This window comes from Brevundimonas huaxiensis (assembly GCF_014218725.1).
Lineage (GTDB): Bacteria > Pseudomonadota > Alphaproteobacteria > Caulobacterales > Caulobacteraceae > Brevundimonas > Brevundimonas huaxiensis.
Map to the genome: position 1 here is coordinate 319,606 of NZ_JABBJE010000004.1, position 25,449 is coordinate 345,054.

The following is a 25,449-nucleotide window of genomic DNA, read 5'->3' on the forward strand; positions in this document are numbered from 1 at the left end:
ATGGAGAGCGGCGCTTGCATCACGGAACCATGACGAAAATGGGTCCGGCGACGGTCTGTAAGGGGCTTCCCTTACTCCGGCGCGGGGTCGATCCGCGCCGGGCGCAACGTGCGGCGCAGTGCGCGGCTGGGGCGATTGCGACGCTCGATCGGGATGGCCGACTGGAAGGCCTTGCGAAACTGATCGCGACGTTCGTGGACCGAGGCGAGCACCAGGCCCATGGGCACGCCCAGATCGACCAGGGTGTTTTCGGCCAGCTGCAGACTGGCTTCGGTCGTCTCCGGCACGGCGTCGGTGACGCCCAGTCCATACAGCCGAATGGCGTGCTGATCGTCGCGCGCACGGGCGATCAGGATCAGGTCGTCGCGCATCGACCGCGCCGTGGTGACCACTTCGTCCACCTTGGTCGGCGCGTCCATGGTGACGATCAGGGCGCGGGTGGACTGGACGCCACAGTGCTGGAGCATCTCGCGCCGCCCCGCATCGCCATAGAAGACATCGAATCCGTCACGTCGGCCCGCAGCGACGGCGCCCGCATCGGTGTCCAGGGCGATGAAGGGCTGATCGTGCGCCTTCAGCATTTCCCCGATCAAACGGCCGACGCGCCCGAAGCCGACGATGATGACCGCGCCGTCGGCCGCCTCCAGCTTTGGAAGCTCGACGGGATGGCCGGCTGCTGCCGACTTGCGCGCGAGCTTCTGGCCCAGCAGGGCGAGCAGGGGGATCGAAAAGATGCTGACGGTCGCCGACAGGGCCACGGTGTTGGTCAGCTGCGGCGGCGCGAGACCTTCGACCAGGCCGGTGGCGAAGACCACGAAGGCGAACTCGCCCGCTGGCGCCAGAACGAGCGCGGTCTCCAGCGCCGGGCGGGCGCCCAGGCCCCAGAAACGCGCCAGGCTGAAGATGACGCCGGTCTTCACGACCGTCAGGGCCAGGGCCAGGCCGAAGACGCCGATCGGATCGGCGGCGATGGCGTCCAGGTCCAGGCCCAGGCCGACGCCGACGAAGAAGACGCCCAGCAGAAGCCCCTTGAACGGTTCGATGGAAACCTCGACTTCGCGCCGGAACTCGGTCTCGGCCAACAGCACGCCGGCGACAAGCGCCCCAATGCTCATCGACAGGCCGCTGGCCTGGGCGGCGAGACCGGCCCCGACCACGACCAGCAGAGAGGCGGCGACGAACAGTTCGCCGCCCTGGTCGGCCTTGCGCGCCTTGGCTACCGACCGGAACATCGGCCGCAGCACGACCCGTCCCAGCAGCACCATCAGACCCAGGCCGATGGCGGCCGGAACCAGGGTGAACAGGGCGCGCCCCAGCACGGCGGGATCCAGCGCGCCGCCCTGCTGTGCCAGGGCCGCCAGGACGGTGACCGTGATCAGGATCGGGGCGACCGACAGATCCTGAGCCAGCAGGATGGCGAAGGTGGAACGGCCGACCGTCCCCTTCAACCGCCCGCGCTCGGCCAGTACGGGCATGACCACGGCCGTCGAGGACAGGGCGAGGCCCATGCCCAGCACCACGGCGCTGGCCAGGGTCTGGCCCATCAACATGAAGCCGCCCGCCAGCACGGCGGTGCAGACGACGACCTGCATCAGCCCCAGGCCGAACACGAGCCGGCGCATGGCGCGCAGCCGCTCCCACGACAGCTCCAGACCGATCATGAACAACAGGAAGGCGACGCCCAGTTCCGACAGCTGCGCCAGCTGGCCCGGATCGCCGATGGTCAGCCACGACAGCCAGGGCAGGCTTTGCGCAAATCGCCCCAGGCCGTCCGGCCCCAGCAAAACGCCCGCAGCGAGGAAGCCCAGAACGGGGCTGACCTTCAGTCGGTTGACCAGGGGCACGATGACGCCGGCGGCCGCCAGGAAGACCACCAGATCCTTATAGTCGCCGCCCTGACCGTGCATCCGCCCTCCTCGTGTCGGCGTATCTGACCTCGATACCCGCGCCGTGGCGAGAGGTCGCATCGGAATCATGAACTTTTTTTAAGGCGACACCCCCCCTCGCCGGACTAGGGTCTGCGCCGAACCATCCAGATGCCGGGTGGGAACAGGGACATAGTGATGAAACGTCTGCTAATCGGGGCCGCCGTCGGCGCCCTTCTTCTGCCCGCCAGCTCGGTCCTGGCTCAGGATATCGGTCACGACCACGCCTGCATCGACGACGCCTGCACCCTCGTTTCGCTGTTCTCGGGCGAAGAGACGGCGGCCGGCTGGCAGGGCACAGAGGCCCCCCGCTACGGAACTTGGGGCTTCGACATGGCCGGCCGCGACACCTCGGTGAAGCCGGGCGACGACTTCTTCCAGTACGCCAACGGGAAGGCCTTGGAAAAACTGGTCATTCCGTCGGACCGCACCAGCTACGGTTCGTTCGCCCTGCTGCGCGAACTGTCGGACAACCGCATGAAGGAACTGGTGCTGGGTCTGGCCAACCGCACCGACCTGACGCCCGGATCGGATGAGGCCAAGATCGCCGACGCCTATCGCTCCTACATCGACGAGGCGCGCATCGAGCAGTTGGACGCCCAGCCGCTGCAACCCTATCTGGCCGCGATCCGCGCCGCCGACAGCCATGACAAGATGGCCGTCTATATGGGCCAGACGGCCGGCCGCTTCGGCTCGTCCTTCTTCGGCACCGGCATCACGATCGATTCCAAGCAACCGACCCGCTACGTCGTCTCGACGGGCCAGTCGGGCATCGGCCTGCCGAACCGCGACTATTATCTGGACGCCCGTTTCGCCGACAAGAAAGAGAAGTATCAGGCCTACGTCGGCCGGATGCTGGAGATGATCGGCTGGACCAATCCGACCGAGACCGCCGCCCAGATCGTCGCGCTGGAAACCAAGATCGCCGAGGCCCACTGGACCCCGGTCGAGAACCGCAACCGCGACCGGACCTATAACGAGTTCACCATCGCCAAACTGGCCGAGGACGCGCCGGGCTTCGCCTGGCAGGCCTACTACGATGCGGCCAAGCTGGGCGACGTGCCGCGCCTGATCGTGCGTCAGGATACGGCCATGCCCAAGATCGCGGCCATCTACGCCGAGACGCCGGTCGAACTGCTGCAGGCCTGGCAGGCCTTCCACACCGCCGACGACATGGCGCCGCTGATGTCCAAACGCTTCGCCGACGCCCAATGGGAGTTCCGTTCGCGCGATCTGTCGGGTCAGCCTGAGCAGCGCACCCGCGAAAAGCGCGCCATCTCCTTCGCTGAAGGATCGCTGGGCGAGGCCACGGGCCGTCTCTACGTCGCCCAGTACTTCCCGGCCGAATCCAAGGCCAAGATGGAAGAGCTGGTCGCCAATCTGCGCACCGCCCTGTCGCACCGGATCGACAACCTGACCTGGATGGGGACCGAGACCAAGGCGGCGGCGCAGGAGAAGCTGCGCAAGTTCACCGTCAAGATCGGCTATCCCGACAAGTGGCGCGACTACTCCGGTCTCGACATCCGCGCGAACGACTTGGTCGGCAACGCCGAGCGCCGCGGCCTGTTCGAGTGGAACTATGATCTGGCCCGTCTGAACGAGCCGGTCGACAAGTCGGAGTGGGGCATGACCCCGCAGACCGTGAACGCCTACTACAACTCGGCCAACAACGAGATCGTCTTCCCGGCCGCGATCCTGCAGCCGCCCTTCTTCGATCCGAATGGCGATGCGGCGGTCAACTATGGCGGCATCGGCGGCGTGATCGGTCACGAGATCGGCCACGGCTTCGACGACCAGGGCTCCAAGTCGGACGGCGACGGCGTGCTGCGCAACTGGTGGACGCCGGAAGACAAGGCCAACTTCGAGGCCCTGACCGCGCGTCTGGGCGCGCAATATGCGACCTACGAGCCGATCGCCGGCTATCACATCAACCCTGGCCTGACGATGGGCGAGAACATCGGTGACGCGTCTGGCGTGGCCGTCGGTCTCGAGGCCTATCACCTGTCGCTCAACGGTCAGCCGGCGCCCGTGATCGACGGCACGACCGGCGACCAGCGCTTCTTCTATGGCTGGGCCCAGGTCTGGCAGTCGAAGTACCGCGACGAGGCGCTGAAGCAGCAGGTCGCCACCGACCCGCACTCGGCCGCCCAGTTCCGCGTCATCGGCCCGCTGCGCAACGTCGATGCCTGGTACGACGCCTTCGACGTTCAGCCGGGCACGAAATACTATCTGACGCCCGAGGAACGCGTCCGCCTCTGGTAGGGCGACGCTTGTTCGAGAATGGAAAGGCCGGGGTTCGCCCCGGCCTTTTTCATACCGAGACCGGGCTGCTCGATTTCGACGCCGTATCGAGAATTTGTCGAGCTTTCATAGGCGTTTGTCTGGGCGCCAGACGCGAAAAAGCCCGCTGCGGGGGATACATCGCAGCGGGCTTTCGCGCTCTTTAAAGAGCGGACGTTTCCTCCCCGAAACGCCTTCGAGTGCTGCGCGCTTGAGCAACGCTTGCCCTCGAGTGAGGTCATTTGACGCAAGGGCCGGTCGGTCGTCAACGGCCGCTTTGGCAAGAGTCGAACTTTCTTCGACTTATCACTGATAACTCATTTCAGGGGCGGGTTATTATCGAAGCTTATTCGATAATGGACTTGATGGCGGCGACCAGGCTGTCGCGGGGGACTTTCATCTGGCCGGGGCGTTCGGCCTTCCAGGCGTCGTTGTCCGTGATGCCGGCGGCGGCGGCGCGGCCGGCGTCCAGATCCTTGATCGTGACCTCGCCGGCGGCGATCTCATCGCCGCCCAGGATGACGACGGCCGGGGCGCCGCGCCGGTCTGCGTATTTCATCTGCGCCTTCATGCCGGCGCGACCCAGATAGAGCTCGGCGGCGATCCCGGCGGCGCGCAGTTCGGCGACGGCGGTCAGATAATGGTCCATGTCGTCCTCGGAGAAGACGATTACGACCACGGGCCCGCGCACGGCGTCCTCGGCGCCGCGTCCCGCCGCGCGCAAGGCCGAGGCCAGACGCGAGACGCCGAAGGAGAAGCCGGTCGCCGGCGTGCTCTGGCCGGTGAAGCGGGCGACCAGATCGTCATAGCGGCCGCCGCCGCCGATCGAGCCGAAGCGGACCGGGCGGCCCTTTTCGTCAACCGTGTCGAGCAGCAGCTCGGCTTCGAACACGGCGCCGGTGTAATATTCCAGGCCGCGCACGATGGTCGGATTGAATTTCACGGCGTCCTGACCGACCGACATGGCCGCCAGCGCGCGGTCGATGGCGGCCAGCTCGTTCAGCGCCGCCTCGCCCGCCGCGCCGAGGTCGCCGGAGCGCGCGACGGCGTCCAGGGTCTGCGCCCGCGTCAGGCCAGGCGTGTTCGCGGAGGCCAGGAAGGCCTCGATGGCGGCCGTGACCTTGGCGGGCAGCTGGGCCCCCTTGGTGTAGTCGCCCGAGTCGTCCAGACGTCCTTCGCCCAGCAGTTGGACCACGCCCTCCCAGCCCAGGCGATCGAACTTGTCGATGGCGCGAAGCGCCGTCAGCCGCTGACCGGCCTCGGTCACGCCGCCGGCGTCGAACAGGCCGTCGAACAGCTTGCGGTTCGAAACGCGGATCTGGGCCTGGCCGGCGTCCAGGCCGGCGGCGCGTAAGCCTTCGCAGCCCATGGCGATGATTTCGGCGTCGGCCTCGGGCCGGTCCGAGCCGACGGTGTCGGCGTCGCACTGCCAGAACTCACGGAAGCGGCCGGGGCCGGGCTTCTCGTTGCGCCAGACCGGACCGTAGGCATAGCGCCGAAACGGCTTGGGCAGAGTTTCCCAGGTTTGGGCGGCGAACCGGGCAAGGGGCGCGGTGTGGTCGTAGCGCAAGGCCATCCATTCGCCCGGTTCGTCCGATCCGGCGTCGTCCTGTAGCGCGAAGACGCCCTCGTTCGGGCGGTCGGCGTCGGGCAGGAACTTGCCCAGCGCATCGGCGTATTCGAAGGCTGGCGTCTCCAGCGGCTCGAAGCCCCAGCGCTCGTAAACCTCGGACACCCTGGCGACGATGCGCCGTTCGGCGGTCAGGTCACGGCCGCGCTTGTCAGCGAAGCCGCGCGGGTTGCGGGCGAGGGGGCGGGGAGGCGCGGCGTCGGTCATGGCGCGCGCTTAAGCCAAGGGGCGTTTGATCGCAAATTGTCCCATCGCTTCGGCGCCGGCGTTGTGTCCTCCTGCGTCGCACAATGATTTGTTCCTAAAGGCGAAATCTCGGCTTCGAAGGAACTGCCGGGAGAATGTTTCGTTAGTGGCGCATGACGCCCCACGCCCTTCTCGTTCCGCGCACCTGCAACACCTCCGATCGCCGCACGATCCGGTGGTGGGAGTGCGAGCTGATCGACGACGCGGGGTCGCGGCGGATGCAGAACCAGGCCTTTTTCTCGATCCGTGAAGCCCGATCCTGGGCGTCGGCCCAGGGCTATCCCGTCAGCGACGACGCCGCCGCTGCGGCCGAGCTTTGATGTCAGAGATGGCGCCGAGCGGCATTCTGACCGCAGAAGCTTTTGATACCCCGCGCATCCTGCTCGCCGGTGCGGTCGATTACGCCATGTACGACCGCTTCCGCCAGCAGATGGCGGAGGCGCCCGACACCGGGCTGACGGTGATCGAACTCTCGACTTTGGGCGGTGATCCCGAGGTGGCGCGCATGATGGGCGAAGACGTGCGCTTTCAAAGCGACATTAATCCGTCCCGCCGGCTGGTCTTTCTGGGCAAGGCGGCGATCTATTCCGCAGGCGCGACCTTCATGAGCTTCTTTGCGGTGGAGAACCGCTATCTGACGCGCGGCGCGCGGGTGATGATCCATGAGCGCAAGATGGACAAGCAACTGCATGTCAGCGGGCCGCTGACGACCTGCATCGCCTCGGTTCGCGCCATGCTGAACGAGCTGGAACACTCCATCGCCATCCAGAACGAGGGTTTCGAGAACTTGGTGCGCGGATCGTCCGTCACGATGGAGGAGGTGCTGAAACGCGCCCCCGCCAACTGGTATATCGAGGCCCAGGAGGCCAAGGCGTTGGGCCTGATCGCCGAAGTGATCTGACCCGCCGGCTGGATCAGGCCTGGAGCGTTTCCACGGTAAGATTGCCGTTGGTGTAGACGCAGATTTCGGCGGCGATCTTCATGGCCTTGCGCGCGACCTGTTCGGCGTCCAGATCGGTTTCCTCGATCAGGGCGCGGGCGGCCGACAGGGCGTAGTTGCCGCCCGAACCCACGGCGGCGACGCCGTATTCGGGTTCCAGCACGTCGCCGACGCCGGTCACGGTGAAGATGGACGACTTGTCCGCCACCAGCAGCATGGCTTCCAACCGGCGCAGATAGCGGTCGGTGCGCCAGTCCTTGGCCAGGTCGACGCAGGCGCGCGCCAGCTGATCCGGATACTGCTCCAGCTTGGCCTCAAGCCGCTCGATCAGGGTGAAAGCGTCGGCCGTGGCGCCGGCAAAGCCGGCCAGCACCTTGCCGCCCGCCAGGGTGCGCACCTTGCGGGCGGCGCCCTTGACGATGGTCGGGCCCATCGAGACCTGGCCGTCGCCGGCGATCACGGTGCGTCCGTTTTTGCGCACCGCGAGAATGGTGGTGCCGTGCCAGTCGGGGAAGTTGGATGCGGTCTGGGTCATGACGATCAGATGGCGCGGGCGGGGGCCGGCATCAAGTCTGTCGCGCCTTGGTGTAACGCTGTCTTATTTTGACCCCAATATTGGCTAGAAGGCGCAATCCGCTTTCGCGGTCTTTGAAATCGAGGGACAGGTTTTGCTTTATCGCGTCGTTTTCGTGAGTGAAATGATCGGTGGCGCCAACCACACGATCCAGTCGCTTGCCGAAATCCTTGGCGCGTCGGAGCGAAACAATCGACGCGACGAAATCGGCAGCGCCATGCTGTTCTACGAGGGCGAGATGGCCCAGGTTATCGAGGGCGCCCGTGCGGACCTGGACCGGCTGATGTCGCGCCTCTGGAAAGACCCGCGTCATCACAACATCCGCGTCCTGGATGATCGGCCCGTCATGCAGCGGCGGATGCGCGAACCCGCACGGCTGTGCGCCCTCAGCGACCGGCAGGCCGCCGACATTCTGCGCGGACGGCGTCTGAGCGATCTGTCCAGCGCGGGTCTGGAAAAGCTGCTGTCGTGCGAACACGTCCGGATGGCCGCTTAAGGCGCAGGCGATAGGCCCCTCGCGCCGGAACCTCTGCGGCGCTAGATAGGGCGGTGATCTTTTCCGAAGACGAAGTCGAACGCTATGCGCGCCATCTGGTCCTGTCCGAAGTGGGCGGGCCGGGGCAGCAGGCGCTGAAGCGCGCGCGGGTGTTGATCGTCGGCGCGGGCGGCGTGGGATCGCCGGCGGCGCTCTATCTGGCGGCGGCGGGCGTCGGGACCTTGGGCCTGATCGACGACGATGTTGTGGGGCTGTCCAATCTGCAGAGGCAGATTGCCTTTTCGACGGCGCAGGTCGGCCGGTCGAAGGTCGAGGCGGCGGCGGAACGGCTGGTCGGCCTCAATCCGCATGTCGCGGTCGAAACTTTCGCCGAGCGGATCACCGCCGAGAATGCCGAGTCGCGGATCGCAGCCTTCGACGTCGTGCTGGACGGGACCGACGATTTCCAGACCCGGCTGTGGGTCAACGCGGCCTGCGTTGCGGCGGGCAAGCCGCTGGTGTCGGGCGCGCTTGGCCGCTGGAACGGGCAGATCGGGGTGTTTGCGGGCCAGCCCTGCTATCAATGCCTGGTGCCCGAGATTCCGCTGGATGCGGAAACCTGCGCGCGCGTCGGCGTCGTCGGCGCCCTGACCGGCGTGATTGGGTCGATGGCGGCGCTGGAGGTCATCAAGCTGATCACCGGCGCGGGCGAGGCCCTGACGGGGCGGCTGATGCTCTATGATGGTCTGGCGGGCTCGGCGCGGGCCGTGAGGGTCGCCGCCGATCCAGAGTGTCCGGTCTGCGGCGGCTGACGCTCAGGCGGCTGTCGCGAAGCGGATGTCGGCCAAATCCAGATCGGGCAGGGGCGGGGCGAAGCCCAGCGCCGGGTTGCTGAGCACCGTCACCAGACGCTCGCCGCAATAGAGATAGAGGGTTTCGAACCCGACCCAGTTGCGGGCGATCGCCTCCAGCGCCTGATTGGCCGCCGTGTCGTTCGCCGCGTCGAGGACGCAGATGTCCCGCACCGGAACGCCGGGCAGGTTGACGATGCAGTAGTAGGAGTCCAACGCACACTTCCTCAATCAGGACGCCGGAAACGAAGCGCGTTTACGACGGTTCCTCCCCTGCCAGCGGTTTTCGACAGCCGTGTGAGTTCGGTCCGACAGACTTGTGAAAAAGGAGGCCTGATGGCCCGACGTCCCGCCTCGCCCAAACGGCTGAACGCCGCAAATCTCAGCGGCTTAGGGGCTGAGCGTCTGGGCGAACTGCTGATGCAGGCGGCGGATGCGGATGCGATCCTGAAGCGGCGGCTCAGGCTGGTGATGGCGGCCGAGGCGGGGCCGGATCTGCTGGCACTGGAAATCGACAAGCGATTGACCACCATCGCCGCCAGCCGCGCGCGGGTGTCGTGGCGAAAGCGGCCGGACCTGCTGCGCGATCTGGAAATTCTGCGGGCTGCAATCGTCGAGGATCTGGCCGAGGCCGCGCCGGCGATGGGGTTGGAGCGATTGATCGGCTGGTTCGACCTGTTTCGCGGCCTGGCGACGCGGGTCAAGGATCAGAAGGGCGAACTGGCCGCAGCCTTCGAAACGGCGGCTCCGGACCTGTGGCGGATCGCCGAGGCTGCGGTGCGGACGGACGACAGCACAGGGGGTCTGCTGGCGGATGCGGTGGCGCGGCAACCGCTCGAATACGCCCGGTGGATTGGGGCCGGCGGCGACAATCTGACGGCGGACATGGCCAAGAGGCTGCTGGGTCGTCTCGATACTGCATCCACCGCACGCGGAATGCGGACGGTCGTGCGGCGGCTGGCGGACCGGGCGGGCGATCTGGACCTGTGGCTGTCGATGACGACGCCTGAGGAACGGGGCTCGCCGGATTTTGCGGCGGTGATGGCCAAGCGGCTGCTGGTCGCCGATCGCATTCCAGAAGCGCGTCAGGCGCTGGAGACGGCGCTGAAACCGTCGGCGGGCAACCGGCGCTGGACCTTCGGGCGATCGCCACAGGCCGGACCGCCGGCCCTGACGCCGGCGTGGGAGGCGACCTCGATCGACCTTTTGGAAGCCGAGGGGCGCAAGGACGAGGCGCAAGACCTGCGCTGGGCGATGTTCGAGCGCGACCTGTCCGCGCCGGTGCTGCGGGCCTATCTGGCGCGTCTGCCGGACTTCGACGATGTGGAGGCGCTGGACCGCGCCCTGGCTCACGCCGCGACCTATGCCGATGTCGAGACGGCGCTGGGGTTTCTGATGGACTGGCCCGCCCATCGCGAGGCCGCCGCCCTGGTCGAACGCCGCATCCGCGAGGTGCGCGCGCCGCTGCCGCTCAAGGCCGACTGGGCGGCGCGGCTGGCGCAAAGATATCCCGACGCGGCCGAGCGCTTGCTGGCTGCGCCCTAAAGCATCGCCGGAATCACCCGATCCGGCGGGCGGTGGCCGTTCTGATAGGTCATGACGTTGGCGATGACGCGATCGCCCATGTCCTGGCGCGCTTCCAACGTGGCGGAACCCAGGTGGGGCAGCAGCACGACATTGGACTGGCCCAGCAGGCCATGATGGATCGCGGGCTCGTTCTCGAACACGTCAAGGCCGACGCCGGACAGGGCGCGCATGGCCACGGCCTGGGCCAGGGCGGCTTCGTCGATCAACTCTCCGCGCGCGGTGTTGATCAGGATGGCGTGGGGCTGGAGCCGGGCCAGGCGTTCGGCCGACAGCAGATGGTGGGTGTCCTTCGTCGCCGGACAGTTCAGCGAGACGATGTCCATCCGCGCCAGCATCTGGTCCAGATCGTCCCAGTAGGTCGCGCCCAGCTCTTCCTCGATCAGGGCCGGGACGGGCTTGCGATTATGATAGTGGACCTGAAGCCCGAAGGCCTTGGCGCGCCGGGCCAGGGCCTGGCCGATCCGGCCCATGCCGACGATGCCCAGCCGCTTGCCCCAAAGCTTGCGTCCGCACATCCAGGTCGGGGTCCAGCCCTCGAACCGGCCTTCGGCCACGACCTGCGCGCCCTCGACGATGCGGCGGCTGACGGCCAGGATCAGGCTCATGGCCAGGTCGGCGGTGTCCTCGGTCAGGACACCGGGCGTGTTGGTGACGATGATGCCGCGCGCCACGGCCGCGTCGACGTCGATATGGTCCACCCCGGCGCCAAAGTTGGCGATCATCTTCAACTGCTCGCCCGCGCCATTGATCAGGTCGGCGTCGATGACGTCGGTGATGGTGGGCACCAGAACCTCGGCCCGCTGCACGGCGGCCTGCAAGGCGGCGCGGTCCATCGGCTGATCCTTTAGGTTCAGCTCGGCGTCGAACAGCTCGCGCATCCGCGTTTCGACCGCGTCGGGCAGGCGTCTGGTTAATACGACCTTAAGCTTGCGGGGGGACATTCTCGGCCTTGGTTAGCGGGCGGCGATTCAGACGGATCAAAGCCCGCGCGACGGGTCGTTCCAATCAGTGTCTAGCAAAGCCGCCGCCATCTTCCAAAGCCTGCGACGCCGCATCGCCCTCGTTGGAGCCGTTCTCGGCCTCGGCGTGATGGCCAGCGCCGGCGCGACCATGCCCGACGGCCGCCCGACGCCGACGGGGCTTGAGGTGCCGCGCTGGATTTCGCTGAAGTCCTCGCACGTCCGCGCGCGCCAGGGGCCGGGCCTGGATTATCCGATCCTGTGGGAATATCGGGCCGCCGGCCTGCCGGTTCAGGTGATCGCCGAGACGACCGAATGGCGCAAGATCTGTGATCCCGACGGGGCCGTGGCCTGGATCCACCGTACGGTGTCGTCGGGCCGGCGCTATGTCTTCAATACGACCGCCGAGGAAGTGCCGATCCGGTCGGGCCGATCCGAGACGGCGTCGGTGCGCGCGCGCCTGTCGCCACGCGCCCTGGTGATGCTGGACGAATGCGAGGAGGGCTGGTGCAAGGTCCGGGCGCGACGGCTGGAGGGTTTCGTGGCTCAGCGGGCCGTGTTCGGCACCCAGGAGCGGGCGCTGTGCAACGCCAATCGCCCCGCGGGCACGGGGCGCAACTGACCGCACGCTGTTGAGCGAAGCAGCGCGGTCGTGTAACCCGCGCGCAACGTCTCAAGAAACGGAAGCGCCTTGACCCAGTCCCAATATCCTTCGTCCTTCGATCATGAGGCCCTGCTGGCCTCGGGCCGCGGCGAGCTGTTCGGTCCCGGCAACGCCCAGCTGCCCGCCCCGCCGATGCTGATGTTCGACCGCATCACCACGATCAATGCGGACGGCGGAGAGCACGGCAAGGGCTATGTCGAGGCCGAACTCGACATCCATCCCGACCTTTGGTTCTTCCAGTGCCACTTTATCGGCGACCCCGTCATGCCGGGCTGCCTGGGCCTGGACGCCATGTGGCAGCTGGTCGGCTTCTATCTGGGCTGGATCGGCGGCCCCGGCCGCGGCCGCGCCCTGGGCGTCGGCGAGGTCAAGTTCACCGGCCAGGTCACTCCGGACATCAAGAAGGTGGTCTATAAGATCAACCTGAAACGCGTCATCAACCGCAAGCTGGTCATGGGCATCGCCGACGGCGTTCTGGAGGCCGACGGCCAGGTCATCTACACCTGCAACGACATGCGGGTCGGCCTGTTCGGCGCCAAGGATGAGGCGGCGGGCGGTTAACGCCCCTATATAACCGCGAACAAGGCGGACGGTCCTCGGACCAGGAAGCATCAAGAAGGAAACACCATGCGTCGTGTCGTCGTCACCGGCCTGGGCATCGTCTCTTCCATCGGCCATGGCGCCGAGGAGGTGACCCAGTCCCTGCGCGAAGCCCGTTCGGGCGTCGTTCATGCCCCCGACCACGCCAAATACGGCTTCCGCAGCCAGGTCTGGGCGCCGCCCAAGATCGGTCCGTGGGAAGAGCTGGTCGACCGTCGCGCCGCGCGTTTCCTGGCCAACGGCACCGCCTGGGGCCACATCGCCTTCGAAGAGGCGCTGAAGTCGTCGGGCATGACGGCGGACGAGATCAAGGATGACCGGATCGGCCTGATCGTCGGCGAGGGCGGCCCCTCGACCCAGGTGATCCTGCAGGCGGCCGCGACCACGGTCGAGAAGGGCGCGCCCAAGCGCATCGGCCCGTTCGCCGTGCCTAAGGCGATGGCGTCGGGCCCGTCGGCTGTGCTGTCGACCTGGTTCCAGATGCGGGGCATCAACTATTCGATCAGCTCGGCCTGCGCGACCAGCGCCCACTGCATCGGCGCCGGGGTCGAACAAATCCAGTGGGGCAAGCAGGACGTGGTCTTCGCCGGCGGCTGCGAGGACATCGACTGGTCCATGTCCAACATGTTCGACGCCATGGGCGCCATGTCGTCGGACTTCAACGACAATCCGTCTGTGGCCTCCAGAGCCTATGACGCGAACCGCGACGGCTTCGTCATCGCCGGCGGCGCCGGCATCGTGGTGCTGGAAGAGTATGAGCGGGCCAAGGCGCGCGGCGCGACCATCTACGCCGAAGTCACCGGCTATGGCGCCAACGCCGACGGTTACGACATGGTCGCCCCCTCGGGCGAGGGCGCCCAGCGCTGCATGAAGATCGCGCTGGAACAGGCCGGCAATCCCAAGATCGACTATCTGAACCCGCACGGCACCTCGACGCCCGTGGGCGACGCCAAGGAGATGGAGGCCGTGCGCGCCGTCTTCGGCGACCAGATGCCGATGATCTCTTCAACCAAGTCGCTGACGGGCCACAGCCTCGGCGCGGCGGGCGCGCAGGAGGCCATCTACTGCCTGCTGATGATGCAGAACGGCTTTGCGGCCGAAAGCGCCCATATCGAAAATCTCGATCCGGCGTTCGAAGGCATGCCGATCCTGCGCCAGCGCCACGACGGCGAACTGACCCACGTCATGTCCAACAGCTTCGGCTTCGGCGGCACCAACGGCACGCTGATCCTGTCGAAGGTCTGAAACTTTAACCCATCATATTCGGGTCAAGCCCAAAGATGATGGGTGGGAGGGCCTAGGGTAGCGGCTTTATTGCGTGTGCAGGGCCGTTCTCCTCCTCTTTGCGTGAATTCTTTCGTCACTGCCCGTTTACACGACCGTTTCTCACCCTTAGAGAACGCCGCCGTGACCAAGCGCCCGATTAAAGCGATGACCTCGAAAACCACCGGCTTCGGCGGGGCGGTTTCGGGTGCGCGCACGGTCTAGCGACAATCCCGATCCCAAGCCCCGCCGATGCGCGGGGCGGTCGATCCGGCTGAACCCCGCGCCTCCACCCTTCCCAGGAGACGCCTGAATGTCCTTTTCCCCGTCCAACCCGCCCCACGTGGGTATCGTCGGCGCCACCGGCCTGGTCGGCGAGATGATGCGGGGCCTGTTGGCCGAGCGGAACTTCCCGCTGGCTTCGCTGCGCCTGTTCGCCTCGGCCCGGTCGGCGGGCAAGACCATCCGCTTCGGCCAGACCGACATCGTGGTCGAGGATGCGGCGACGGCGGACTACGCCGGTCTGGACATCGTCTTCTTCTCGGCGGGCGGCGAGACGTCCAGGGCCCTGGCGCCTAAGGTGGCGGCGGCCGGGGCGGTGGTGATCGACAACTCCTCGGCTTGGCGTTCTGACCCGCAGGTGCCGCTGGTCGTCGCCGAGGTGAACCCCCACGCCCTGGCTGACCTGCCCAAGGGGATCATCGCCAACCCCAACTGCACCACCATGGCCGCCATGCCGGTGCTGAAGCCCCTGCACGACGCGGCTGGGATGAAGCGTCTGACGGTCTCCACCTATCAGGCCGTCTCAGGCGGCGGGATCGAGGGCATCCGCGTGCTGGAGGAGCAGTCGCGCGCGACCGTGGGGCAGGGCGCGGCCCTGGCCCGCGACGGCGGGGCCGTGGACTTCGGCGCGCCCGAGAAGTGGGTCGTGCCGATTGCCGCTAATGTGGTGGCCCTGAACTATACGCTCGGCGAGGACGGCTATACCGACGAGGAGCTGAAGCTGCGCGACGAGAGCCGCAAGATCCTCGAAATCCCCGGCCTGCCCGTCTCGGGCACCTGCGTGCGGGTGCCGGTCTTCACCGGCCATTCTCTGTCGATCAATGTCGAGTTCGAGCGCCCGCTGTCGGCGGCTCACGCGCTGGACCTCTTGGGCCAGGCGCCCGGCGTGGTGGTGACGGCTGTGCCGAATCCGCTGGAAGCGTCGGGTCAGGACCCGGTCTTCGTCGGGCGCGTGCGCCCCGATCCGACCGTCGAGCATGGCCTGGCCCTAGTCGTCTCGAACGACAATCTGAGGAAGGGCGCGGCCCTGAACGCGGTCCAGATCGCCGAGGTGCTGGTTCAGCGGCGCGGCTGATCGGCTCGCAGGCGGGGTTCAGTCGTAGCGCACGCCGGTGAGATAGAGCCCTGCCGAGGGGGCGACGGGGCCGCACCGCGCGCGGTCCTTCGCCTCCAGCGCGGCCTTGACGTCGTGGGCGCTCCAGCGACCCAGCCCCACCTCGACCAGGGTGCCGGCCATGGACCGGACCTGGCGGTGCAGGAAGCTGCGCGCCTGGAAGACCAGATGCACCTCCTCGCCGAACCGGGACACGCGCGCCACGTCCAGCGATTTGACCGGCGATTTGGACTGGCAGCCGACGTCGCGGAAGGTGGTGAAGTCGTGGTGGCCGACCAGGACTTGCGCCGCATGGTGCATGGCCTCGGCGTCCAAGGTCTTCTTGACGTGCCAGACGCGGTCGCGCTCCAGGACGGGCTGGGGGCGGCGGTTCAGGATGCGGTACAGATAGCCCCGGCCAGTCGCCGAGAACCGGGCGTGCCAGTCGGGGTCGGGCGCATATTCAGCCGCCAGGACGCAGACGTCCTGACGCACCAGATGCGCGTTCATGGCGTTCAGCACCGTATCGACGGGCCAGTTCCGCTCCAGATCCGCGTGAATGACCTGGGCCGTCGCATGGACCCCGGTGTCGGTGCGGCCGGCGGCGGCGATGCGAATCCGCTCCCCGGAAAAGGCGTGGATCGCCGCCTCCAGCGCGCCCTGCACTGTCGGCTGGCCGTCCTGGGCTTGGAAGCCGTTGTAGGCCGTGCCGTCGTATTCGATAGTAAGTTTATACCTAGGCACTCAGGACTCCACATGGCCGTAATCGACCAGTTTCAACCGCTAGATCGAGAGCGGGAGCTTAAGCTGCACCCAACTCACGTTGTGGGCCACTATGGCGTGTTCAGGCGCGACGGGCGCTCCTTCTTGCAGATCGATACACTTGGATCAGCAGATAGAGCGAAACCGAACAGCCAGAGCCAGACTTTCCAACTGACTTCAGAAAGCGCAAAGGCGCTTTGGGAAATCCTGGGCCGCGAGTTCAACCTCTCAGCCTAGGCTGGTCTCGACCGGCAAGGGGAAGCCGCGCAGCATCTCCTCGGCCGATTGCGCCGACTTGCCCTCGCGCTGAACGCGGATCAGACGCACCGCGCCGTCGCCGCAGGCCACCGTCAGGGCGTCGTCCAGCACGGTTCCGGGCGCGCCCGATGCGTCCGCCAGACCCGACAGCAGCGCCTTGATCCGCACGGGGCCAGCCTCTGACGGGGCCTCGAACCAGGCGCCCGGGAAGGGCGACAGGCCGCGGATGTGGGCGTCCACCTCGGCGGCGGGGCGGGTCCAGTCGATTCGAGCCTCGGCCGGGGTGATCTTCTTGGCGTAGGTCGGCTCTCCGACCTGTTCCGAGGGGGTGACGCCGCCCCGGTCGATGGCGGCCAGCGCGCGGGGCCACAGGCCCGCGCCGACATGGGCCATCCGTTCGGACAGGCTGGCGGCCGTGTCGTCGGGCAGAATGTCCATCCGTTCGCTGAGCAGGATGGGGCCTTCGTCCAGACCCAGACTCATCTGCATGATCTGGACGCCGGTCTGTTTGTCGCCAGCCATGATGGCGCGCTGGATCGGGGCGGCTCCGCGCCAGCGCGGCAGCAGGGAGCCATGCAGGTTCAGACAGCCCAGGCGTGGCGCCTCCAGCACCTCGGTCTTCAGGATCTGGCCATAGGCGACGACGCAGGCCGCATCGAGATCCAGGCTTCTGAAGGTGTCGATCGCCTCGGCGTCCTTCAGGCTTTCTGGCGTGAAGACGGGCAGGCCCATGGTCTCGGCGAAGGCGTGGACGGGCGACGGCGTCAGCTTCTGGCCCCGGCCCTTGGGGCGTGGCGGCTGCGAATAGACAGCGACGATCTCGTGACCCGAGGCGATCAGCTCGGCCAGGGACGGCACGGCGAAGTCGGGAGTTCCCATGAAGGCAAGGCGCATGGGCACGCCTTTAGAACTTTAGGCGGCTTACTGCCAGCGGGTGAAGACGCCGCCGCCCTCGTCCCACTCGCCGCCCGCGTCCAGGGCGTCGTCGAAATCGAGCAGGCGATCCAGCAGCAGGCCGGCCACGACGCCCAGCAAGGCCACGCCGGCCAGGGTGGCGACGCCGGCGACGCCGACCTTCTGGCTGCGCGTCAGGCGACGACGGCCCGAGGCGTCGATGATCAGCGAGCGGCCGCGCGGGATGGACGGGGCGATCCGGCGCGCAGCGCGTTCGATACGTTCGGGGCGGACGATCTTGGTCATCAGGCGGCGATCCTGTCGCGAGCGGCCTTCTTGACCTTGGTCACGGCGCGGTCTCGCTTGAGACGCGACAGATGGTCGATGAAGAGCACGCCGTTAAGGTGGTCCATCTCGTGCTGGATGCAGACGGCGTAGAGGCCCTCGGCCTCTTCCTCCACCGACTGACCGTCACGGTTCAGATAGCGAATGCGGACGCGGGCCGGGCGTTCCACCTTGTCGAAATACTCGGGGATCGACAGGCAGCCTTCCTCGTAGGTGTAGAGCTCGTCCGAGGTCCACAGGATCTCCGGGTTGGCGAAGAAACGCGGATTCTTGCGCGCCTCGGCGTTCTCGGCCGCCTCTTCCTCGGTCTCGCAGACCACGCCGTCCTTGTCGCCCAGGTCCATGACGATCACGCGGTCCAGGGCGCCGATCTGAACGGCGGCCAGGCCAATGCCCGGCGCGTCGTACATCGTCTCCAGCATGTCATCCATCAGGGCGCGGACGGCGTCGTCCACGGCCGCGACGGGCTTGGATACCTGCTTGAGGATCGCCAGGTCGGCGGCGTTGTCGATGGTGAGGATGCGTCGAATGGCCATGGCCGGGACGTAGGCCCGCCCCGGCGCAAGGTCAAGATTTGCGCCGCTCGCCGCGCTCTACGCCTTGCCGGGCAGAGGGCGGGGTTTGCGGTTTTCGTCGATGGCGACATAGGTGAAGACGCCCTGGGTCACGCGCACCGAAGCGGCCTGGGGCTGGCCCCGCGCCCGCTTCCACGCCTCGACCTGGACGCGGATGGAGGTGCGGCCCGAACCGATGACGTGGGCGTAAATGCTGACCTCGTCGCCGACCGAGACCGGCTGGTGAAAGACCATGCCGTCCAGCGACACGGTGGCGCAGCGACCGCAGGCCAGTTCGAACGCCGGAGTCGCGCCCGCAAGGTCCATCTGCGCCAGCAGCCAGCCGCCGAAGATGTCGCCCTCGGGATTGGTGTCGGCGGGCATGGCGATGATGCGACCGACGGGCTGATCTTCGGGCGGATATTCGGGGGCGTCGGACATGGAAGGAGCCTGCAGTTCGGGGAGGCGGGCTCTCTAGCGCGGCCTTGACGGCTTGTCGCCCTTGAGCGCCTTGGGACGCGCGGGCTCCGGCACGGACAGGGTCAGGCGGGAGGTGCGAAACGCCTGTGCATCGCGCAAGGCGCGCCAGGCGGCGCCCAGTTCCATGGCGGTCAGGAGATGATCCTGGGTCAACACGCCGCGCCGAGACGCCCGCAAGATTGCGACATCGGCCATGAGACGCGCTGCGGCCTGAACATCTTCACGGCCCGACCGCGCGCCCAAATCCTCCAGCCGGGCGAAGCGCCAGCCCTGTTCGGACGGATAGCGCAGGGCCAGGGCGAAGCGTTCGGGCGGCTCGATCTGGCGGGCGATAAAGATCCAGTCCGCCGTGTCGGGATCGCGACGATAGTGGCCCGGCTGGGTGGGCAGCCCAGCCTGGGCGTAGATCTCCAGCGCCCCGGCTTCGATTTCAGCCAAGGCCAGGCTCAAGGCGTCGGATTGCTCCTGCGCCAGATCGGTCGGTCGCTCGAACGGGTCGATCGTGTCCTCGGCGAGTGCAGCCGGTGACTTGTGCGAAAACAGTCCCGAAAGCAGCGCCCGCCGTCTGGCCATGACGTTAGTCGTTGTTGAGCGTGCTGGTCACCGACACGTCATAGACGACGCGGGTCAGGCTCTGAACGACCTCGAAGAACTTGCGCATCTCCGCGGCGCCGGCCAAGGGCACATAGATCACGTCCTCGGGCATGACTTCCATGTTGGTGGCGGCGAAAACGTTGGCGGCGTCGCTGAAGTCCAGCTCATAGACGACCGGCACGCCGCGCGGGGTGGCGGGCTGATTGATCCCCAGCGCCTGGGCGACCTCGGGACGTTCGAAGCGGAAGATCAGAACGCGACGCGCATTGGCGGTATTGGTGTTCAGGCCGCCGACCTTGGAAAGGGCGCCGGTCAGGGTCACGGGACCGGCCGGCATGTCGACCTGGGCCACAGCGTTCAGGCCGCCGAAGGTCGAGAAACGACGGGGCTTGTACTGGACATTGACCACGTCGCCACGTTGCAGACGCACGTTCTCGCCGAACTCGGTCGTCACGGCCGACAGGGGCGCGGTATAGGTGCGGCCCTCGCGCTGAATCGAGATGGTCAGGTCGTCGGTGGTGCGGGCTGAGCCGCCGGCCGCAGCGATCACGTCCAGAATGCGGTCGCTGTTGACGCCCAGCGGCGCACGACCGGGCTGGCGCACGTCGCCCAGCACATTGACCGTGTTGGAGGCGTTGCCCGCGATGGACACCAGCACCTGCGGATTGGCGACCTTGCCGACCAGGGCGCGCCGGATCGCCGCCGCTGCCTGGGTGGAGGTCAGGCCCTGAACCCGAACCTGCCCGCCGAACGGAATGGTCACTGAGCCGCTGCGATCAACGGTAGCGCCAGGCAGCGCCTGATTGCCGCCCGACAATGTCGTGCTCGTGCGGCTGGACGAGGATCCAGAGCCGAGGGTTCCCCCGAACAGCGCGCCCGATGGGTCGAAGATCGAGATCGCCAGGGTGTCGCCTTCGCCGATCACGTCAGCGGGCTGCTCGCTCGATCCTGCGGCGAGACTACCGAAGAACTGCGGCGGAACCTGCTTCATTCGCTCGGTCGCTTCGAACGTCAACGGCACCAGCGCGTAGCTGCCTAGCGCCGAGGCGGTCGTGGCTCCGGCGTTGACCGAGGCGCCCGAGGGCCCGTCGCGCGGCAGGGTGGAGCAGCCGCCGAGAATGGCGACAATGGCAAGCGGCAGGATGGTGCGCGTCATGAAGCTGGAAAGCCCTCGTTCGCGGATTGATTACAAGCCTTTGGGCGCGCTCGCCAGTGGCGAAACGGTTTGAAGCCCGATGGCGTCAGCGATGCTGCGGAAATGCTCGGTCCAGGACGGCGCCCTGTAGGAGGGCGAGGGTATCGGCGCCGCCTTGGTCGCGCGCTCGATGGCGGCCAGCCAACCTAGGCCGTCAAGCGGATCGATCAGTTCGGCGTTCGGCGTCAACTCGCGGTGGGGCGGAATGTCGGAGGCGATCAGCGACAGACCCATGGCGCAGGCCTCTACGGCGGGCAGGTCGAAGCCTTCGACGGACGAGGGAGCGAGTATGGCGCGGGCCCCGCGCATCAGCCTGGCCAAGACAGCATCGGACAGGTTCGCCGCCTGGTGAACGACCCCTTGCAGATTGGGCGAGCGCTGCAAATGATCCAGCACCGCCTCGTTCTCCCAGCCGTAGCGACCGACCAGCACCAGGGACGGCGTCTGATCGCCCATCCGTTCTTCGAGGCGCCGCCAAAGGGTCAAGAGCAAGGCCAGATTCTTGCGCGCCTCAATCGTGCCGACGTGGACGAAATAGGGACGCGGCGCCTCAATCGCGTCGCCGGCGACGAAGGCCGGCTCCAGCCCCAGGTGGGCGACGTGGACCGGCGGCAGCGGCAGGCCCTCGCGCTCGGCGAAGGCGCGCAGTTCGTCACCGGTGTAGGCGGAGTTGACGATGATCCGGCTGGCCAGGCGCAGGGTGTTTGAGACCCGCGCATGATGTTTGTCGCCGTCGCCGGGCCGGCAGAATTCAGGGTGAGTGACCGGGATCAGATCGTGCAGCAGCACGACGCGTTCGATCCCCGCAGCCTTCAGATCTTCGAGCGCGGTCGGCTCGTGCAGGGTGGTGTGGCCGACGGTCAGATACAGGTCGGCCTGCGGCAGCGGGGCGACGTGGCGCGAACGGAAGAACTGTTTGAACACCCGCGTCTTGTCGGCGGGCTTCTCCTTCTCGGGCGCGGGCGCCGGGCACAGCACCGAGGCGGCCGGCCGTCGCTCTGAAGTCAGGGCGGCGAGCAGCCGCTGTTCGTGCGCCAGATCGGCCGCCGTGCTGGCGGCGCCGTTCCACTTGGCGCGCAGGTCGGCCACGAACCGCCGGAACCAGCCGATCTCGACCGCGACCAACCGGTTCTTGCGGCCACGCACCGGGATGGTTGCGATATCGGGCGAGGCGAGCAGCCATTCGGCATAGGCCAGACACACCCGGTCCACGCCCGTCGGCGCCGACCGTTCGGCCCGGCTCATAAGCCGGCTGGCGTCATAGAGAATGCGCATCCTAGGCGACGTAGCCGGCCTGCATCAGTTCGGCGATATGGACGATGGCCGTGGGCTTGCCGTCCTCGACCACGAACAGATTGGCGATCTTGTTGGCGGTCAACAGATCGACGACGTCGCTCATCCGCGCATCCGGATCCACGGTGATGGGATTGGCGCTCATGATATCGGCCGCCGTCAAATGGGTGGTGTCGCGCTGGAAGGCCCGGCGCAGGTCGCCGTCGGTGACGATGCCAGCCAGCGCGCCATCGGCGTCCAGCACGGCCACCGCACCTTTGCGACCTTCGGTGATCGCCGAGACCACATCGCCGAAGCTGGCGTTCAACGGCACGCTGGCCGGTACGGCGGCATTGTCACCCATCCATTCGCGCACGCTTTGCAGACTCATGCCCAGGGCGCCGCCGGGGTGGTGCAGGCCGAAGTCCATGGCCGTGAACTCGCGGCGATCCATCAGCACCATGGCCAAGGCATCGCCCAGAGCGAGGGTCATCAGGGTCGAGGTGGTAGGCGCCAAGCCGTTGGGGCAGGCCTCCGCGACTTTGGGCATGGTCAGGCAGACCGCTGCGTTGCGGCCCAGGAAGCTGGCCGGCCGCTGTGTGATGGCGATCACGGGAATGCCGTTGCGTTGGCAATAGATCAGCGGATCGCGCAGCTCGCGGCTCTCGCCCGAGTTGGAGATCGCCAGCACCGTCACGTCGGGACGCAGCATCCCCAGATCGCCGTGGCTCATCTCTGCCGGGTGGACGAAGAAGGCGTTGGTGCCGGTCGAGGCCAGGGTGGCGGCGATCTTGCCGCCGATATGGCCCGACTTGCCCATGCCGGTGACGACGACATAGCCCGGCCGGCTCATGATGACATCGACTGCGCGGGCCATCGACACGTCGATCGAGCGTTCCAGCGCCTCCAGCGCCTCGATGTTCAGGCGCACGACCTCACGGGCGCGGTCGGTCATCACGGCGATGTCGTCGGGGGTCGAGTGAGTGATCTCGGTCATTGTTTCCTGGCCCGCAGCCGGGCTCTCCTTCTTTGACGAGCGCGATCCACCGTGAGTGCGTTGCGCGCGCCGCCTCCCTTTCAGACGACTTTGTCGGTTTCTGGTCAACCTTTGCCGCTCTGGCGCGTTACGCCGACCGGGGAACTAAAACAAAGAGTTTGATCGTCAATGCCGTCTCATGCCGGAGCCGTTTCGCTATTGCTCCCGACACCGCCCGTCGTCGCCGACGGGATCGCCCTGTTCCTAGACATGGACGGCGTGTTGGCCCCGATGGCCCCGACGCCCGACGCCGTCGTGCCGACCGCGCGTCGTACGGCGGCGCTGAAGGCTATTGAGGCGCGACTGGCAGGCCGCGTCGCCATCGTCAGCGGACGCACTCTCGCCGAGATCGACCGTATTTCCGATCACGCCCTTGTCTCGGGCTCGGGCGTGCATGGCCTGGAGCGGCGTCTGAAGGACGGCTCCATTGAACGCAAGACGCCCGACGCCGGCGTCGCCCAGGCGCTGGACGCGTTCGAGGAATTCGCCGCCGATCGCCCCGGCGTGATCGTCGAGGACAAGGGCGTCTCGGTCGGTCTGCACTATCGTCAGGCGCCGGATGAGGCCGGCGCCGCCAAGGGACTGGCCGCCGAGTTGCAGGCCGAGACGGGACTGACGCTCCAACCCGGTCATATGGTGCTGGAGCTGAAAACGCCCGGCGCCGACAAGGGCACGGCCGTCACGGCCTTCATGCAGGAGGCGCCGTTCAAGGGCGCCGTCCCGGTCATGCTGGGCGACGATCTGACCGACGAATACGGGTTCGAGGCTGCGGCGGCGCTGGGCGGATACGGCGTGCTGGTCGGTCCCGAGCGCGAAACGGCGGCGCGATACCGCCTGGACGATGTGGACGCCGTGCTCACCTGGCTTGAAGCCGTAGCGAAGGCCTGAACCGATGAAGCCCAATCTGGATTTGTTTCCCATCGGCAACTGCGGCGTCAGCGCCCTGATCGACCGTCAGGGCCGCTTCGTCTGGGCCTGCGCGCCGCGTGTGGACGGCGACCCGGTCTTTTCCGCCCTCATGGACGGCATGGCGCCCGAGCATGGCTTCTGGGCCATCGAGATGGAGGACGTGAAGACGATCGATCAGGCCTATGTCCGCAACACGCCGGTTCTGCGCACGGTTATGACGGCCGAGGACGGATCGTCGGCCGAAATCATAGACTTCGCCCCGCGTCACCCCAAACATTCGCGCACCTATCGCCCGCTGGCCTTTGCGCGCATCGTGCGGCCGCTGTCGGGCACGCCGCGTATCCGAGTGCGGTTGCGGCCCTCGACGGACTGGGGCGCGCGCCCGGCGCCGCACACCTCCGGATCCAACCACATCCGCTATATGTGCGCCGACGTCACCTTCCGCCTGACGACCGATTGTCCCGTGTCGCACGTGCTGGAGGAGCGCGTGTTCCGGCTGGAGCGGTCGCACGCCTTCTTCCTGGGCCCGGACGAGGGCTACGATCAGGATGTCGGCCACGGCGTGCAGGGCGCGCTGGATCGCACGGTGGCCTACTGGCAGGACTGGGTGCGCAAACTCTATCTGCCGCTCGACTATCAGGAGGCGGTGATCCGCGCGGCGATCACACTGAAGCTGTGCGCCTATGAAGAGACCGGCGCCATCGTCGCCGCCATGACAACCTCGGTGCCCGAGTTCAAGGAGAGCGGGCGCAACTGGGACTACCGCTACTGCTGGATCCGCGACGCCTATTATACGGTGCGGGCGCTGAACCGGCTGGGCGCGGTCGATATCCTTGAAAACTACCTCGTCTATCTAAGGAATTTGGTCGACGATTCCGCCGGCGGCCATGTTCAGCCGGTCTATGGCGTGGGCCTGGAACCCGGAATCGGCGAGAGCATCATCGACAGCGTCGAGGGTTATCGTGGCATGAAGCCGGTGCGGATCGGCAATCAGGCGCACGAACATCTGCAACACGACGTCTACGGACAGATCGTGCTGCCCCTGGTCCAGGCCTTCTATGACGCGCGTCTGCTGCGTCCGGGCACGCTGGAGGATTTCCACGCGCTGGAAGCCATCGGCGAGCGGGCCTTCGCCATGCACGATCAGACCGATGCGGGCCTTTGGGAGTTCCGCACCATTGCGCGGGTCCACACCTATTCGTCCGTCATGTGCTGGGCCGCCTGCGATCGTCTGGCCAAGGCGGCCGACCATCTGAATCTGCCGGATCGGGCCACCTTCTGGCGTGAGCGGGCGCAAATCATCCGTCAGCGGATCGAGGCGGAGGCCTATCTGCCCGACGAGGGCCGGTTCGCCGCCAGCTTCGGCGGACGTGAGCTGGACGCCTCCCTGCTGCAGATGACCGATCTCGGTTTCCTCGATGCGCACGATCCGCGTCAGGTCGCGACGTTCGACGCTATCGAGCGCGACCTGAAGAAGGGCAGCCACCTGTTCCGCTATGTCGAACCGGACGACTTCGGCGAGCCGGAGACCGCCTTCAACTTCTGCACCTTCTGGTTCATCGAGGCCCTGCACCAGAACGGCCGCATCGAGGAAGCGCGCACCATCTTCCAGGAGATGCTGAGCCGGCGAACGGCTGCAGGGTTGTTGAGCGAGGACATCTCGATCGACGATGGGGAGCTGTGGGGCAACTATCCGCAGACCTATTCCCTGGTCGGCATCATCAATTGCGCCGTGCTGTTGAGCCGTTCCTGGACCGATGTACGTTAATGTCTGGACCCCG

Annotated in this window: 27 protein-coding genes; 13 read left to right on the top strand and 14 right to left on the bottom strand. The window is 67.0% G+C overall.

The window, feature by feature from the left end:
* Positions 1-71: 71 nt before the first annotated feature.
* The gene (locus HF680_RS10610) at positions 72-1,907 is read right to left on the bottom strand and encodes a cation:proton antiporter domain-containing protein (protein WP_185225027.1); all 1,836 of its coding nucleotides are present in this window, start codon (positions 1,905-1,907) and stop codon (positions 72-74) included.
* A 156-nt stretch (positions 1,908-2,063) separates the two neighbouring features.
* On the opposite strand from HF680_RS10610, the gene HF680_RS10615 reads away from it, so the two are divergent.
* Positions 2,064-4,187 (top strand): M13 family metallopeptidase, encoded by a 2,124-nt coding sequence (locus HF680_RS10615; protein WP_185225028.1) that lies wholly within the window; start codon positions 2,064-2,066, stop codon positions 4,185-4,187.
* 364 nt (positions 4,188-4,551) lie between these two features.
* Here the strand turns inward: HF680_RS10615 and hisS are convergent, their stop codons facing one another.
* On the bottom strand, positions 4,552-6,042 hold the full coding sequence (gene hisS / locus HF680_RS10620; RefSeq protein ID WP_185225029.1) for a histidine--tRNA ligase: 1,491 nt from the start codon (positions 6,040-6,042) through the stop codon (positions 4,552-4,554).
* A 152-nt stretch (positions 6,043-6,194) separates the two neighbouring features.
* Between hisS and HF680_RS10625 the strand changes: the two genes are divergently transcribed.
* Complete coding sequence (locus tag HF680_RS10625; RefSeq protein ID WP_039243902.1) at positions 6,195-6,401, top strand: hypothetical protein; 207 nt, start codon at positions 6,195-6,197, stop codon at positions 6,399-6,401.
* Positions 6,401-6,982, top strand: a complete 582-nt coding sequence (locus tag HF680_RS10630; protein ID WP_185225030.1) for a ClpP family protease — start codon at positions 6,401-6,403, stop codon at positions 6,980-6,982. The genes HF680_RS10625 and HF680_RS10630 overlap by 1 nt, the downstream gene beginning before the upstream one ends.
* 13 nt (positions 6,983-6,995) lie before the next feature.
* On the opposite strand, the gene hslV is transcribed toward HF680_RS10630, so the two are convergent.
* A complete protein-coding gene (gene hslV, locus HF680_RS10635) occupies positions 6,996-7,556 on the bottom strand; it encodes an ATP-dependent protease subunit HslV (RefSeq protein ID WP_017504950.1) in 561 nt (186 codons plus the stop codon).
* Positions 7,557-7,689: 133 nt separating this feature from the next.
* Here hslV and HF680_RS10640 point away from each other — a divergent pair, with 133 nt between their 5' ends.
* Entirely contained in the window at positions 7,690-8,091 is a 402-nt protein-coding gene (locus HF680_RS10640; protein WP_185225031.1) for a BLUF domain-containing protein, read from the top strand.
* Positions 8,092-8,144: 53 nt separating this feature from the next.
* Positions 8,145-8,882 (top strand): HesA/MoeB/ThiF family protein, encoded by a 738-nt coding sequence (locus HF680_RS10645; protein ID WP_185225032.1) that lies wholly within the window; start codon positions 8,145-8,147, stop codon positions 8,880-8,882.
* Positions 8,883-8,885: 3 nt separating this feature from the next.
* Here HF680_RS10645 and HF680_RS10650 read toward each other — a convergent pair whose 3' ends face one another.
* On the bottom strand, positions 8,886-9,137 hold the full coding sequence (locus HF680_RS10650; RefSeq protein ID WP_055807490.1) for a hypothetical protein: 252 nt from the start codon (positions 9,135-9,137) through the stop codon (positions 8,886-8,888).
* Between the two features lie 120 nt (positions 9,138-9,257).
* Here HF680_RS10650 and HF680_RS10655 point away from each other — a divergent pair, with 120 nt between their 5' ends.
* Entirely contained in the window at positions 9,258-10,466 is a 1,209-nt protein-coding gene (locus HF680_RS10655) for a DUF6880 family protein (protein WP_185225033.1), read from the top strand.
* On the opposite strand, the gene HF680_RS10660 is transcribed toward HF680_RS10655, so the two are convergent.
* The gene (locus HF680_RS10660; protein ID WP_026108384.1) at positions 10,463-11,449 is read right to left on the bottom strand and encodes a 2-hydroxyacid dehydrogenase; all 987 of its coding nucleotides are present in this window, start codon (positions 11,447-11,449) and stop codon (positions 10,463-10,465) included. The two genes, HF680_RS10655 and HF680_RS10660, sit on opposite strands and share 4 nt — an antisense overlap.
* A gap of 67 nt (positions 11,450-11,516) precedes the next feature.
* Here HF680_RS10660 and HF680_RS10665 point away from each other — a divergent pair, with 67 nt between their 5' ends.
* The 4 genes from HF680_RS10665 to HF680_RS10680 all read left to right on the top strand — a co-directional run bounded on the left by HF680_RS10665 (position 11,517) and on the right by HF680_RS10680 (position 15,351).
* Positions 11,517-12,089 carry an SH3 domain-containing protein gene (locus HF680_RS10665; protein ID WP_295174874.1) on the top strand — a complete coding sequence of 191 codons (573 nt, stop codon included), beginning with the start codon at positions 11,517-11,519 and terminating at the stop codon, positions 12,087-12,089.
* A 69-nt stretch (positions 12,090-12,158) separates the two neighbouring features.
* Entirely contained in the window at positions 12,159-12,692 is a 534-nt protein-coding gene (fabA, locus tag HF680_RS10670) for a 3-hydroxyacyl-[acyl-carrier-protein] dehydratase FabA (RefSeq protein WP_055754351.1), read from the top strand.
* 66 nt (positions 12,693-12,758) lie between these two features.
* A complete protein-coding gene (gene fabB / locus HF680_RS10675) occupies positions 12,759-13,976 on the top strand; it encodes a beta-ketoacyl-ACP synthase I (RefSeq protein WP_017504958.1) in 1,218 nt (405 codons plus the stop codon).
* 331 nt (positions 13,977-14,307) lie between these two features.
* Positions 14,308-15,351: an aspartate-semialdehyde dehydrogenase gene (locus HF680_RS10680; RefSeq protein WP_045809926.1), complete on the top strand. Its 1,044-nt coding sequence runs from the start codon at positions 14,308-14,310 to the stop codon at positions 15,349-15,351.
* Between the two features lie 18 nt (positions 15,352-15,369).
* On the opposite strand, the gene truA is transcribed toward HF680_RS10680, so the two are convergent.
* Complete coding sequence (gene truA, locus HF680_RS10685) at positions 15,370-16,113, bottom strand: tRNA pseudouridine(38-40) synthase TruA (RefSeq protein WP_045809925.1); 744 nt, start codon at positions 16,111-16,113, stop codon at positions 15,370-15,372.
* A 12-nt stretch (positions 16,114-16,125) separates the two neighbouring features.
* On the opposite strand from truA, the gene HF680_RS10690 reads away from it, so the two are divergent.
* Positions 16,126-16,368 (top strand): hypothetical protein, encoded by a 243-nt coding sequence (locus HF680_RS10690; RefSeq protein ID WP_045809924.1) that lies wholly within the window; start codon positions 16,126-16,128, stop codon positions 16,366-16,368.
* Here the strand turns inward: HF680_RS10690 and fmt are convergent.
* The 8 genes from fmt to HF680_RS10730 are packed head-to-tail and all read right to left on the bottom strand — an operon-like array spanning position 16,360 to position 22,720.
* The gene (gene fmt / locus HF680_RS10695; protein WP_045809923.1) at positions 16,360-17,283 is read right to left on the bottom strand and encodes a methionyl-tRNA formyltransferase; all 924 of its coding nucleotides are present in this window, start codon (positions 17,281-17,283) and stop codon (positions 16,360-16,362) included. The two genes, HF680_RS10690 and fmt, sit on opposite strands and share 9 nt — an antisense overlap.
* Positions 17,284-17,310: 27 nt before the next feature.
* On the bottom strand, positions 17,311-17,589 hold the full coding sequence (locus HF680_RS10700) for a hypothetical protein (RefSeq protein WP_017504962.1): 279 nt from the start codon (positions 17,587-17,589) through the stop codon (positions 17,311-17,313).
* On the bottom strand, positions 17,589-18,164 hold the full coding sequence (gene def / locus HF680_RS10705) for a peptide deformylase (RefSeq protein WP_039243916.1): 576 nt from the start codon (positions 18,162-18,164) through the stop codon (positions 17,589-17,591). The genes HF680_RS10700 and def overlap by 1 nt, the downstream gene beginning before the upstream one ends.
* Before the next feature lie 57 nt (positions 18,165-18,221).
* On the bottom strand, positions 18,222-18,623 hold the full coding sequence (locus HF680_RS10710; protein WP_185225034.1) for an acyl-CoA thioesterase: 402 nt from the start codon (positions 18,621-18,623) through the stop codon (positions 18,222-18,224).
* Between the two features lie 33 nt (positions 18,624-18,656).
* Positions 18,657-19,235 carry a hypothetical protein gene (locus HF680_RS10715; RefSeq protein ID WP_045809922.1) on the bottom strand — a complete coding sequence of 193 codons (579 nt, stop codon included), beginning with the start codon at positions 19,233-19,235 and terminating at the stop codon, positions 18,657-18,659.
* A gap of 4 nt (positions 19,236-19,239) precedes the next feature.
* A complete protein-coding gene (locus HF680_RS10720; RefSeq protein ID WP_185225035.1) occupies positions 19,240-20,412 on the bottom strand; it encodes a polysaccharide biosynthesis/export family protein in 1,173 nt (390 codons plus the stop codon).
* 30 nt (positions 20,413-20,442) lie between these two features.
* Complete coding sequence (locus tag HF680_RS10725; protein ID WP_185225036.1) at positions 20,443-21,726, bottom strand: glycosyltransferase family 4 protein; 1,284 nt, start codon at positions 21,724-21,726, stop codon at positions 20,443-20,445.
* Position 21,727: 1 nt separating this feature from the next.
* Positions 21,728-22,720 (bottom strand): KpsF/GutQ family sugar-phosphate isomerase, encoded by a 993-nt coding sequence (locus tag HF680_RS10730; RefSeq protein ID WP_185225037.1) that lies wholly within the window; start codon positions 22,718-22,720, stop codon positions 21,728-21,730.
* A gap of 198 nt (positions 22,721-22,918) precedes the next feature.
* Here HF680_RS10730 and otsB point away from each other — a divergent pair, with 198 nt between their 5' ends.
* Both otsB and HF680_RS10740 read left to right on the top strand, forming a co-directional pair.
* A complete protein-coding gene (gene otsB, locus HF680_RS10735) occupies positions 22,919-23,647 on the top strand; it encodes a trehalose-phosphatase (protein WP_185225038.1) in 729 nt (242 codons plus the stop codon).
* A 4-nt stretch (positions 23,648-23,651) separates the two neighbouring features.
* Complete coding sequence (locus HF680_RS10740) at positions 23,652-25,436, top strand: glycoside hydrolase family 15 protein (RefSeq protein WP_185225039.1); 1,785 nt, start codon at positions 23,652-23,654, stop codon at positions 25,434-25,436.
* The last annotated feature ends 13 nt before the right edge of the window (positions 25,437-25,449 follow it).

Bases quoted from the DNA above. Each gene is read 5' to 3' on its own strand.
- HF680_RS10610 (WP_185225027.1), bottom strand. From the start codon at position 1,907: ATGCACGGTCAGGGCGGCGACTATAAGGATCTGGTGGTCTTCCTGGCG.
- HF680_RS10615 (WP_185225028.1), top strand. From the start codon at position 2,064: ATGAAACGTCTGCTAATCGGGGCCGCCGTCGGCGCCCTTCTTCTGCCC.
- hisS (WP_185225029.1), bottom strand. From the start codon at position 6,042: ATGACCGACGCCGCGCCTCCCCGCCCCCTCGCCCGCAACCCGCGCGGC.
- HF680_RS10625 (WP_039243902.1), top strand. From the start codon at position 6,195: ATGACGCCCCACGCCCTTCTCGTTCCGCGCACCTGCAACACCTCCGAT.
- HF680_RS10630 (WP_185225030.1), top strand. From the start codon at position 6,401: ATGTCAGAGATGGCGCCGAGCGGCATTCTGACCGCAGAAGCTTTTGAT.
- hslV (WP_017504950.1), bottom strand. From the start codon at position 7,556: ATGACCCAGACCGCATCCAACTTCCCCGACTGGCACGGCACCACCATT.
- HF680_RS10655 (WP_185225033.1), top strand. From the start codon at position 9,258: ATGGCCCGACGTCCCGCCTCGCCCAAACGGCTGAACGCCGCAAATCTC.
- HF680_RS10660 (WP_026108384.1), bottom strand. From the start codon at position 11,449: ATGTCCCCCCGCAAGCTTAAGGTCGTATTAACCAGACGCCTGCCCGAC.
- fabB (WP_017504958.1), top strand. From the start codon at position 12,759: ATGCGTCGTGTCGTCGTCACCGGCCTGGGCATCGTCTCTTCCATCGGC.
- HF680_RS10680 (WP_045809926.1), top strand. From the start codon at position 14,308: ATGTCCTTTTCCCCGTCCAACCCGCCCCACGTGGGTATCGTCGGCGCC.
- HF680_RS10690 (WP_045809924.1), top strand. From the start codon at position 16,126: ATGGCCGTAATCGACCAGTTTCAACCGCTAGATCGAGAGCGGGAGCTT.
- fmt (WP_045809923.1), bottom strand. From the start codon at position 17,283: ATGCGCCTTGCCTTCATGGGAACTCCCGACTTCGCCGTGCCGTCCCTG.
- HF680_RS10700 (WP_017504962.1), bottom strand. From the start codon at position 17,589: ATGACCAAGATCGTCCGCCCCGAACGTATCGAACGCGCTGCGCGCCGG.
- def (WP_039243916.1), bottom strand. From the start codon at position 18,164: ATGGCCATTCGACGCATCCTCACCATCGACAACGCCGCCGACCTGGCG.
- HF680_RS10710 (WP_185225034.1), bottom strand. From the start codon at position 18,623: ATGTCCGACGCCCCCGAATATCCGCCCGAAGATCAGCCCGTCGGTCGC.
- HF680_RS10715 (WP_045809922.1), bottom strand. From the start codon at position 19,235: ATGGCCAGACGGCGGGCGCTGCTTTCGGGACTGTTTTCGCACAAGTCA.
- HF680_RS10720 (WP_185225035.1), bottom strand. From the start codon at position 20,412: ATGACGCGCACCATCCTGCCGCTTGCCATTGTCGCCATTCTCGGCGGC.
- HF680_RS10725 (WP_185225036.1), bottom strand. From the start codon at position 21,726: ATGCGCATTCTCTATGACGCCAGCCGGCTTATGAGCCGGGCCGAACGG.
- HF680_RS10730 (WP_185225037.1), bottom strand. From the start codon at position 22,720: ATGACCGAGATCACTCACTCGACCCCCGACGACATCGCCGTGATGACC.
- HF680_RS10740 (WP_185225039.1), top strand. From the start codon at position 23,652: ATGAAGCCCAATCTGGATTTGTTTCCCATCGGCAACTGCGGCGTCAGC.